We start from the raw sequence: 9,462 nt of genomic DNA on the forward strand, positions 1-9,462 counted from the left end.
TGGAAAACTGAATATGGCGTTCTGAGTCTTCCCACCATGATCGGGGAAGACCCATGCATGAACAGTATTTTGTGGACAAAATTCGAAACCCATTCCATACTCAAAAACGTCAAAATCCGTGCCGGAATTGCGCGTTCGTCTTCGATCGCATATACTTCGTGCGTTGACGTAACACAGTGTGTTCTGCGGCAACCAACCGCAAAACCCTGAAAAAACCTCGCTCCGGCGGGTTTTTTTGTTTTCTGCTTTCTGTACAGAACGGGATGCCAGTTGATTTATTGACAACGTACCCGGCAGAAATAAGGTACATATTAATGTTTCAGTTAATAATCCTTAAATATAAATTATTTAAATAAAATTAAGTCTGTTTATTTTTAACGTGAATGAGTATTTAAATAAAATTAACGGATTTGAATTGCCCGGTTTTTCAACGTATATTCATATAACCATAAAAACAGTATGGATACGTTATGCAAGCATCTGATTACTTGAAGATGAAGTTCCAGAGCGACAGGCAGTTAGCTATTTATGGACAACAAGGCGTTGCTGGGACATGGAAAGCATTAAAGGGGATCGGTTCTGATATCTACTCAGGAATGGAGCGTGTTAGTTGGTATTCATCATGCTTAATCCCCAGCTATCATGATGTGTGTGAAGAGTTACTCTCAGAAGAAAAAAGGATGTACCTCTCAATTGTGTCTATTTACCGTTATCGCAATGTAATAGCACACATGCTCTATCTTTATTTTGAAAGCATTATGACTGATTCTGAAAATGGGAATGAAAAAAATCGCGTTCGCAAGACGGATTCAAACGTAACCGGCCTTGTTAAAAACATCCCGGCAAGCAAGGCAGCGCGTTTAGCGATAGCATGGACGCTGGCCAAATCCCTTTCGGAATCCGGCTTACTTTCAGAGATCGTCGTCGAACGGCTTGCGCGCCGTGTACCCAATGTTGTTATGGCTCTGCAGCTGATGGGTACGGACCAGAAGTGCGCTCTTGCTGCCCGTCGTCTGAAAGTGTTGGATCCTAAGTATTACGCCACCCTTTATGCCGCACAACTGGAGATGCTTTACTACTTTTTTGAACCATTCCTGGCTGAAATCATTAAGAAAGTACAAATGGGATTCTACAAGGATTTTGATGCGATCTATAACGACTTAAAGGATAAATAGCATGTTTAAGAGTCTGCTATCCATTCTTTTTACAGATGTTTTATTCCCCGTTTATATTTTTGCTTGCGCCTCTTTGTTTCTCTGGCTGGTGCCCAACCACTGGGTATTATTAACATTCATTGCTATCGTCGTATTTATTATTGTTCATCCGATAATTTTCGGCCGCTTTGATAAGTACGATTGAGTTTTATAAAAAGGAGTTTGTATGTCAAATCCGGCTTATTTGTTTCTGACAGATGAAAATGGTTCGCCAATGGTAGGTCCCTGCCTGGTGTCAGGGCGTGAAGGCGCAATTGAACTTAAATCGTTCACTCATAATGTCAATATCCCGGTCGACGGGAATACCGGGAAATTGACGGGCACGCGCATACATATGCCCGTCATGTTCCAGAAGGAATTTGATCGTGTCACTCCGTTTTTATTTCGGGCGTTGAGTACGGGGAGAACGCTTCAGTCAGCCACCATAAAGATGTATCAGATTAATGAGGCTGGTTTAGAGCAGGAGTATTTTAATATCATTATGGAGAATGTAAAAATAACTTCTATTACACCCGATTTGTATCCAGGTGCCAACACCGGAACACACCTCGAAACGGTTCTCATACGCTATGAGAAAATCACCTGGAAACATTGCGACGGAAATGTCGTCTATAGTGACGCCTGGAATGAGCGAGCAACATACTAAAACGTGATCCCTGACGCATTTTTGCGCAGATGAAAATATTTCCATTGTCACGCCCGAAAACCTGTGTTTGTATAAATTCAATCAATGATTCCAAACACAGGTCCCCCATGACTGCATCCATGAACACCGCGACCCTACTAAAAACTGCGCAACCAGCCGCAGTGGTCGTCGTGCGTGTGGTGGTGGTCGTCGGCAATGCGCCGTAGGGACTGGATCAACACACGAATCCAAAACCCCGCCGGCGCAAACCGGGCGGGGTTTTTCGTTTAGGACCCCTCCCGGATACGCTAAGTAGTTCGGGTTGCAGCCAACGCATCTGCAACCTGAAATACGACGCGTAAAGCTGGCTCAGAAGAAAAGGACTGGAGCATGGCAAGTTCGGGCACAACATCCACCAAGACGCGTTTTACGGGCGCGCAGCTGATTGTTCATTTACTGGAACGACAGGGCATTACCACGGTTGCGGGTATTCCGGGCGGTACGGTGCTGCCGCTGTATGACGCGTTAAGCCAAAGCACGCAGATCCGCCACGTGCTGGCGCGTCACGAGCAGGGAGCGGGTTTTATCGCTCAGGGCATGGCACGTACGCAGGGTAAACCGGCAGTCTGTATGGCCTGTAGCGGTCCGGGGGCGACCAACCTGGTAACCGCCATCGCCGACGCGCGTCTCGACTCCATTCCGCTGATTTGCATTACCGGCCAGGTGCCGTCCTCAATGATCGGTACCGATGCGTTCCAGGAAGTGGATACCTACGGCATCTCTATCCCCATCACCAAACATAACTATTTAGTTCGCGATATTACCGAGCTTCCTCAGGTTATCAGCGATGCGTTCCGCATTGCGCAGTCCGGTCGCCCAGGCCCGGTGTGGATAGACATTCCTAAGGATGTCCAGACCGCAGAAATTGAGATCGACGTCCTGCCGGAGCCGGGCGAGCGAGCACCCGCGCCAGAATTCAGCGCTGAGAGCGTGCGCGATGCCGCGGCCATGATCAACGCCGCTAAACGTCCGGTGCTCTATCTGGGCGGCGGGGCAATCAACGCCGCAGATGAAATCCGTCAGTTCGCTGAAAAAGCCAACCTGCCTACCACCATGACCCTGATGGCGCTCGGCATGCTGCCCAAAGCACACCCGCTGTCATTAGGAATGCTGGGCATGCACGGCGCGCGCAGCACTAACTACATCCTGCAAGAGGCGGATTTGCTGATTGTGATGGGCGCGCGTTTTGATGACCGGGCGATTGGTAAAACCGAGCAGTTCTGCCCGAACGCAAAAATCATTCACGTGGATATCGACCGCGCTGAGCTGGGTAAAATCAAACAACCGCACGTGGCGATTCAGGGGGACGTGGCCGACGTGCTGGCACAGCTGATCCCGCAAACGGACGCAACTGACCGCGCCGACTGGCGTCAGATGGTGGCGGATCTGCAACGCGAGTTCCCGGGCGCGATCCCAACCGAAGGCGACCCGCTGAGCCACTACGGGCTGATTAACGCCGTGGCCGCCTGCGTGGACGACAGCGCGATTATTACCACCGACGTTGGGCAGCACCAGATGTGGACCGCCCAGGCCTATCCGCTGAACCGTCCGCGTCAGTGGCTGACCTCCGGCGGCCTGGGAACCATGGGCTTTGGTCTGCCTGCGGCAGTGGGTGCGGCGCTGGCGAACCCGGACCGCAAGGTGATCTGTTTCTCCGGTGACGGCAGCCTGATGATGAACATTCAGGAGATGGCCACCGCGGCCGAAAATCAGTTAGACGTTAAAATCATCCTGATGAACAACGAGGCGCTGGGGCTGGTACACCAGCAGCAGAGCCTGTTCTACAAGCAGGGGGTGTTTGCGGCGACCTATCCGGGGATGATTAACTTTATGCAAATTGCCGCCGGTTTTGGCCTGCATACCTGCGATCTGAACGCAGAAGAGGACGCCCACGCAGCGCTGCAGGCGGCGATCTCTCGTCCGGGCCCGGCGCTGATCCACGTCCGTATCGACCCTGAACAAAAAGTGTATCCGATGGTGCCGCCGGGTGCGGCAAATACTGAGATGGTGGGGGAATAAGCCATGCAGAAACAACATGAAAACGTCATTCTGGAACTCACCGTCCGCAACCACCCTGGCGTCATGACCCACGTCTGCGGGCTGTTTGCCCGTCGCGCGTTTAACGTCGAAGGCATTCTCTGTCTGCCGATTCAGGGCAGCGAGCACAGCCGCATCTGGCTACTGGTCAATGACGATCAGCGTCTGGAGCAGATGATGGCCCAGATCGACAAGCTTGAAGACGTCACCAGAGTGGCGCGCAACCAGTCCGATCCCACCATGTTTAACAAAATTGCGGTGTTCTTCGAATAGATCGCTTAAGGTAAGCGTCTTTCGCTCTTGTAGGCCGGATAAGCGCAGCGCCATCCGGCGTTTTCAGACCGCAGGAACAGACATGACCACCATCGCTCTCATCGACGACCACCTTATCGTTCGCTCCGGCTTTGCCCAGCTTCTAAACCTCGAACCGGATTTTCAGGTGGTGGCAGAGTTCGGCTCGGGGCGCGAGGCGCTGGCAGGCCTGCCGGGGCGTGGCGTACAGGTCTGTATCTGTGACATCTCAATGCCGGATCTCTCCGGGCTGGAGCTGCTAAGTCAGTTACCGAAAGGGATGGCGATTATCATGCTCTCGGTTCATGACAGCCCGGCGCTGGTGGAGCAGGCGCTCAACGCGGGGGCGCGCGGATTTCTCTCTAAACGCTGTAGCCCGGACGAGCTGATTGCCGCCGTGCGCACCGTCTCGACGGGCGGCTGCTACCTGACGCCGGATATCGCCCTCAAGCTGGCGGCCGGACGTCAGGATCCGCTTACCCGGCGTGAGCGTCAGGTGGCAGAAAAACTCGCGCAGGGGATGGCGGTGAAAGAGATTGCCGCCGAACTAGGTTTGTCGCCCAAAACCGTGCACGTTCACCGCGCTAACCTGATGGAAAAACTCGGCGTCAGCAACGACGTCGAGCTGGCGCGCCGTATGTTCGATAGCTGGCAATGAACCCGTTGATTTCGCGGCTGATCGCCGTTGTTGCCAGCTTTTTTATCTTCTCTGCCGCCTGGTTCTGCCTGTGGAGCATCAGCCTGCATCTGGTGGAACGCCCGGAGCTGGCGGTGCTGCTGTTTCCCTTTGGCCTGCGTCTGGGGCTGATGTTGCAATGCCCGCGCGGCTACTGGCCGGTTTTGTTGGGCGCAGAGTGGTTGATGCTGATCTGGTTGTCGCAGGAAGTCGCCCTCGCGCATCTGCCCTTATTGATGACCGGAAGCCTGCTCACGCTCCTCCCGGTTGCGTTGATTTCCCGCTATCGTCACCAGCGCGACTGGCGCACGCTGCTGCGCCAGGGGGCGGCGCTGATTGCTGCCGCGCTGCTGCAATCCCTGCCGTGGGTAGGCGAAAAGGAGATGCTTAACGCCCTGCTGCTGACCCTGACCGGCGGCCTGACGCTGGCACCCACCTGTCTGGTTTTCTGGCACTATCTCACCAGCACTGTCTGGCAGCCGCTCGGGCCATCGCTGGTCTCCCAGCCGGTTAACTGGCGCGCCCGGCATCTCATCTGGTATCTGCTGCTGTTTGTGGTGAGCCTGTGGCTGCAGCTTGGCCTGCCTGCTGAGCTTTCCCGTTTTACCCCGTTTTGTCTGGCGCTGCCGATCATTGCTCTCGCCTGGCATTACGGCTGGCAGGGGGCGCTGATCGCCACACTGATGAACGCCATCGCGCTGATTGCCAGCCAGACCTGGCACGATCACCCGGTCGATTTACTGCTCTCTCTGCTGGCGCAGAGCCTGACCGGGCTGCTGCTCGGGGCAGGTATTCAGCGTCTGCGTGAGCTGAACCAGTCCCTGCAAACCGAACTGTCGCGCAATCGCCGCCTGGCAGAACGCCTGCTGGAGACCGAAGAGAGCGTGCGCCAGGAGGTGGCGCGCGAACTGCATGACGACATCGGCCAGACCATTACCGCCATTCGCACCCAGGCGGGCATTGTTCAGCGCCTGGCGGCGGATAACGCCGGAGTGAAGCAGGGCGGGGCGCATATCGAACAGCTCTCTCTTGGCGTGTACGATTCGGTGCGTCGCCTGCTGGGCAGGCTCCGTCCGCGCCAGCTGGACGATCTCTCTCTGGAACAGGCGGTGCGCTCCCTGATGCGCGAGATGGAGCTGGAAAGCCGCGGAATTGTCAGCCATCTCGACTGGCGCATTGATGAATCATTGCTGAGTGAAGGCCAGCGCGTCACGCTGTTCCGCGTCTGTCAGGAAGGGCTGAACAATATCGTCAAACACGCCAACGCCAGCGCGGTGACGCTGCAGGGCTGGCAGCAGGATGAAAGCCTCAGGCTGGTGATTGAGGACGACGGCTGCGGCCTGCCGCCGGGCTCGGGGCAGCAGGGGTTTGGCCTGGCGGGCATGCGCGAGCGCGTGAAGGCGCTGGGCGGCACGCTGAATATCTCCTGCACCCACGGGACGCGCGTCAGCGTCAGCCTGCCGCTAAGGAGCCATCATGTTTAAAACCCCCGCAAACGCCGCGCCGATAGGCAACAAAGCGGAGATCGACGCCCGCTACCGCTACTGGCGTCGTCATATCCTGATCACTATCTGGCTCGGCTACGCGTTGTTCTACTTTACCCGCAAAAGTTTCAACGCCGCCGCGCCAGAAATCCTTGCCAGCGGCGTGATGACGCGCACCGATATCGGCCTGCTGGCGACGTTGTTCTACATCACCTACGGCCTGTCGAAGTTCTTCTCCGGCATCGTCAGCGACCGCTCCAACGCCCGCTATTTTATGGGTTTTGGACTAATCGCCACCGGCGTGGTGAACATTCTGTTTGGCTTTTCCACCTCGCTCTGGGCGTTTGCCCTGCTGTGGGCGTTGAACGCCTTTTTCCAGGGCTGGGGCGCGCCGGTCTGCGCCCGCCTGCTCACGGCGTGGTATTCGCGCAACGAGCGCGGCGGCTGGTGGGCTATCTGGAACACCGCGCATAACGTCGGTGGAGCGCTGATCCCAATGGTGGTGGGCGCAGCGGCGCTGCACTACGGCTGGCGCGCGGGGATGATGATTGCCGGTGGTCTGGCGATCCTGGCCGGGTTGTTCCTCTGCTGGCGGCTGCGCGACAGGCCACAAACCGTGGGGCTGCCCGCGGTGGGCGACTGGCGGCACGATGAAATGGAAGTGGCGCAACAGCTTGAGGGGGCGGGGCTGACGCGCAAAGAGATCCTCACCAAATACGTGCTGTTAAACCCGTATATCTGGCTGCTGTCGCTTTGCTACGTGCTGGTCTACGTGGTGCGCGCGGCCATCAACGACTGGGGTAACCTGTACATGTCCGAGACGCTGGGGGTGGACCTGGTGACCGCCAACTCGGCGGTGACGATGTTCGAGCTGGGCGGGTTTATCGGCGCGCTGGTGGCGGGCTGGGGCTCGGATAAGCTCTTCAACGGCAACCGTGGCCCAATGAACCTCATCTTTGCGACAGGAATCTTACTCTCCGTCGGTTCGCTGTGGCTGATGCCGTTCGCCAGCTACGTGATGCAGGCGGCGTGCTTCTTTACCATCGGCTTCTTCGTGTTTGGCCCGCAGATGCTGATCGGCATGGCGGCGGCAGAATGCTCGCATAAAGAGGCGGCGGGTGCGGCGACGGGCTTCGTCGGGCTGTTCGCCTACCTGGGCGCGTCCCTCTCCGGCTGGCCGCTGGCGCGGGTGATCGACATCTGGCACTGGAGCGGTTTCTTTGCCGTGATCGCCATCGCGGCGGGGATATCGGCCCTGCTGCTGCTGCCGTTTTTGCATGCGCAGGCGCCGCGTGAAGCCAGTGTGATGTGATGCGCCTCACCTTTTCACCCCGAGTGGCGCAAAACTAAGAAATTTTCCCGGTTTTACCTGGACGCTGTCTCAGGCATCTCTCCTGGCTGATTTTTACAATGCCTGCCATTCGCAGGTAAAAATCAGCTCAGGAGCAAACCATGCTGGCCTTCCTTAATCAGGTGCGCAAGCCGACCCTGGATCTGCCGCTCGACGTGCGGCGCAAAATGTGGTTCAAACCGTTCATGCAGTCCTATCTGGTGGTCTTTATCGGCTACCTGACCATGTACCTGATCCGCAAAAACTTTAACATCGCGCAGAACGACATGATCTCCACCTACGGGCTGAGCATGACGCAGCTGGGGATGATTGGCCTGGGCTTCTCCATCACCTACGGCGTGGGCAAAACCGTTGTCTCGTACTATGCAGACGGCAAAAACACCAAGCAATTCCTGCCGTTTATGCTGATCCTCTCCGCCATCTGTATGCTCGGCTTCAGCGCCAGCATGGGCGCGGGCTCCGTCAGCCTGTTCCTGATGATCGCCTTCTACGCCCTGAGCGGTTTCTTCCAGAGTACCGGTGGGTCGTGCAGCTACTCCACCATCACCAAATGGACCCCGCGCCGTAAGCGTGGTTCATACCTTGGTATGTGGAACATCTCCCACAACCTCGGCGGGGCGGGTGCAGCAGGCGTGGCGCTGTTCGGCGCGAACTACCTGTTTGATGGTCACGTCATCGGCATGTTTATCTTCCCGTCGATTATCGCCCTGATTGTCGGCTTTATCGGTCTGCGTTTCGGCAGCGACTCTCCGGAATCTTATGGCCTCGGCAAAGCCGAAGAGCTGTTCGGCGAGGCGATCAGCGAAGAGGACAAAGAGACCGAAGAGAACGAGATGACAAAATGGCAGATCTTTGTTGAGTACGTGCTGAAAAACAAAGTGATCTGGCTGCTCTGCTTCTCCAACATTTTCCTGTACGTGGTGCGCATCGGTATTGACCAGTGGTCGACCGTGTATGCCTTCCAGGAGCTGAAGCTCTCTAAAGAAGTCGCGATTCAGGGCTTTACCCTGTTTGAAGTGGGTGCGCTGGTCGGTACGCTGCTGTGGGGCTGGCTCTCTGACCTCGCCAACGGTCGTCGTGCGCTGGTGGCCTGCGTCGCGCTGGCGCTGATTATCGCTACCCTGGGCGTCTACCAGCACGCCAGCAACCAGTACGTTTACCTGGCGTCTCTGTTTGCGCTCGGCTTCCTGGTGTTTGGTCCGCAGCTGTTGATCGGCGTAGCGGCGGTAGGTTTTGTACCGAAAAAAGCGATCGGCGCCGCCGATGGGATTAAAGGCACCTTCGCCTACCTGATCGGCGACAGCTTCGCCAAACTGGGTCTGGGGATGATTGCCGACGGCACGCCGATTTTCGGCCTCACCGGCTGGGCAGGCACCTTTGCGGCGCTGGATGCCGCCGCCATCGGCTGTATCGTCCTGATGGCGATGGTTGCGGTGCTCGAAGAACGTAAAATTCGCCGTGAAAATCGTGTGCAGAAATTAAAAGCAGCCTGAGTGTGCAGGTGACTTCTTTGCCCGGTGTGTGATGCCGGGCTTTTTTGTTTTATTCGTCCCGCCTTTACTCCGCTTTACACCCTTGCCGGGTCCATGCTTTTTGCTGCTGCCTTTCGCTCAATCTTACTGCCATTCATCACCTAAAGTCATAAGATAACTCATTTTTTTGTGTTGTACGGGGCTTTGTTGAATAAATCAGATTTCGGGTAAGTCTCCCCCGTAGCGGGTTGT

General features: G+C 56.1%; 9 protein-coding genes. All 9 read left to right on the forward strand.

Features of this window, described 5'->3' with window-relative positions; genetic code table 11:
* The first annotated feature begins 470 nt into the window (after positions 1 to 470).
* The 9 genes from HX884_RS23735 to uhpT all read left to right on the forward strand — a co-directional run bounded on the left by HX884_RS23735 (position 471) and on the right by uhpT (position 9,231).
* On the forward strand, positions 471 to 1,175 hold the full coding sequence (locus HX884_RS23735) for a hypothetical protein (protein ID WP_155022517.1): 705 nt from the start codon (positions 471 to 473) through the stop codon (positions 1,173 to 1,175).
* 205 nt (positions 1,176 to 1,380) lie between these two features.
* Positions 1,381 to 1,860: a type VI secretion system tube protein TssD gene (locus tag HX884_RS23740; protein ID WP_058678977.1), complete on the forward strand. Its 480-nt coding sequence runs from the start codon at positions 1,381 to 1,383 to the stop codon at positions 1,858 to 1,860.
* A 107-nt stretch (positions 1,861 to 1,967) separates the two neighbouring features.
* Positions 1,968 to 2,066, forward strand: coding sequence for an ilvB operon leader peptide IvbL (ivbL, locus tag HX884_RS23745; RefSeq protein WP_071830013.1), 99 nt, complete (start codon positions 1,968 to 1,970; stop codon positions 2,064 to 2,066).
* A 163-nt stretch (positions 2,067 to 2,229) separates the two neighbouring features.
* Entirely contained in the window at positions 2,230 to 3,918 is a 1,689-nt protein-coding gene (ilvB, locus tag HX884_RS23750) for an acetolactate synthase large subunit (RefSeq protein ID WP_040021106.1), read from the forward strand.
* Positions 3,919 to 3,921: 3 nt separating this feature from the next.
* Positions 3,922 to 4,209 (forward strand): acetolactate synthase small subunit, encoded by a 288-nt coding sequence (ilvN, locus tag HX884_RS23755; RefSeq protein ID WP_001171659.1) that lies wholly within the window; start codon positions 3,922 to 3,924, stop codon positions 4,207 to 4,209.
* 82 nt (positions 4,210 to 4,291) lie between these two features.
* Complete coding sequence (gene uhpA, locus HX884_RS23760) at positions 4,292 to 4,885, forward strand: transcriptional regulator UhpA (protein ID WP_013094809.1); 594 nt, start codon at positions 4,292 to 4,294, stop codon at positions 4,883 to 4,885.
* Positions 4,882 to 6,387 carry a signal transduction histidine-protein kinase/phosphatase UhpB gene (gene uhpB, locus HX884_RS23765; protein ID WP_013094810.1) on the forward strand — a complete coding sequence of 502 codons (1,506 nt, stop codon included), beginning with the start codon at positions 4,882 to 4,884 and terminating at the stop codon, positions 6,385 to 6,387. The genes uhpA and uhpB overlap by 4 nt, the downstream gene beginning before the upstream one ends.
* The gene (locus tag HX884_RS23770; RefSeq protein ID WP_178328896.1) at positions 6,380 to 7,699 is read left to right on the forward strand and encodes an MFS transporter; all 1,320 of its coding nucleotides are present in this window, start codon (positions 6,380 to 6,382) and stop codon (positions 7,697 to 7,699) included. The genes uhpB and HX884_RS23770 overlap by 8 nt, the downstream gene beginning before the upstream one ends.
* Positions 7,700 to 7,839: 140 nt before the next feature.
* Positions 7,840 to 9,231 carry a hexose-6-phosphate:phosphate antiporter gene (uhpT, locus tag HX884_RS23775; RefSeq protein ID WP_013094812.1) on the forward strand — a complete coding sequence of 464 codons (1,392 nt, stop codon included), beginning with the start codon at positions 7,840 to 7,842 and terminating at the stop codon, positions 9,229 to 9,231.
* Positions 9,232 to 9,462: the final 231 nt, after the last annotated feature.

Source organism: Enterobacter sp. SECR19-1250, from assembly GCF_013391025.1.
Lineage (GTDB): Bacteria > Pseudomonadota > Gammaproteobacteria > Enterobacterales > Enterobacteriaceae > Enterobacter > Enterobacter cloacae.